Raw genomic sequence first — 1,204 nt, forward strand, 5'->3', positions numbered from 1 at the left:
GGACCCCCCCTCGGCCCACCCCCGCAACGCCCCTCGAGTAACCGCGTCTGGTGGATCCTCGGCACGGTCGTCGTCATCGGCGTACTGGCCCTGGCCGGCGGCATCGCGGCCTTTGCCGCACACCAGATTTCCGGCGTGAAGTCGATCATCGCCTCGCCGCCGACCATTTCCACAACCTTCAGCCCACCGAGCATTTCGACGAACCCGGTCCCATCGCGCAGGAAATCACCCTCGCCGTCGACGTCGCCCACCGCCCCGCCGGGCACCGAACTCAGCGTCTCCGGCATCAACGAGAACCGGACCATCGCCTGCAACGACAACATGGTCAACGTCAGTGGGGTTTCCAACACGGTGACGATCACCGGCCATTGCGCCAGCCTGTCGGTGTCGGGTGTGCAGAATTCGGTCACGGTCGAGGCCGTCGAGGCCATCGAGGCCTCCGGCTTCAACAACAAGGTCACCTACCACTCGGGCGCGCCGAAGATCAGCAACTCCGGCGGCTCCAACGTGGTGCAGCAGGGCTGAGCCAAAAAGGCTGTTACGCAGGCTCTTCGGCGTCGTCGTCGGCGGCGTCGTCCTGGTCGTCGTCCAGGACGCTGACCGCTATGCCGTAGGGCAGGAAACGCACCTTGCGTTTGGGATCGATGTTGTTCTTGTTCGCCCGCAGCGCGTCGAGTTCGGTCGCATAGACCTGTTCGACTCGCGCGCCGCCGTCGGCGTCCACGGTGTAGATGGCCCACACGCCCTCACCGGCCTCGCCCGCGGTTTCGGGGGCGCTGCGCGGGCGCCGCGACAGGTCGTCGAAGACGGCGGACCACCCGGACCGGACGCCGGGCCCGGCCACGAACTTGCTGACCCGCTCGAACACGTCGCGCAGCCCCTCGCTGCCTTCCCGGATCATTCGGTCGAACTCTTCGGGGTCGAATCCGAATCCACTGTGCTCGCCCACGCGACCTCCTTGGCGCTCGTGTGTCGTAACTGCCAGTGTGCGCTCAGTCCAGGCCGTTTGCCACGTGCTTACTGACCCGGCGGCGGCGGTGGGTTGATCGGGATCGGCACCGTGACGAACGGGAAGTGCAGATACATCGTCATCGGAGGCTGCTGGGGCAGCTGCGGCGCGGCGGGCGGCGCTATCTGGTCGGGGAGCCCGGCGCCGCCAGCTAGTCCTTATCGTGTTCCTTGCCGGGCCTGGTGTGCTCGTCGC

2 protein-coding genes are annotated in these 1,204 nt (G+C 67.0%); one reads left to right on the top strand and one right to left on the bottom strand.

Annotation, left to right across the window (positions count from 1 at the left end):
- The coding region (locus A5652_RS18990) for a DUF3060 domain-containing protein (protein WP_067354941.1) at positions 1-525 on the top strand (525 nt) is incomplete at its 5' end.
- 13 nt (positions 526-538) lie between these two features.
- On the opposite strand, the gene A5652_RS18995 is transcribed toward A5652_RS18990, so the two are convergent.
- Positions 539-901 carry a hypothetical protein gene (locus A5652_RS18995; RefSeq protein WP_369805828.1) on the bottom strand — a complete coding sequence of 121 codons (363 nt, stop codon included), beginning with the start codon at positions 899-901 and terminating at the stop codon, positions 539-541.
- Positions 902-1,204 lie beyond the last annotated feature (303 nt).

The sequence above is a fragment of the Mycobacterium sp. 1165178.9 genome (genome assembly GCF_001673555.1).
In the GTDB taxonomy this organism is placed as follows: domain Bacteria; phylum Actinomycetota; class Actinomycetes; order Mycobacteriales; family Mycobacteriaceae; genus Mycobacterium.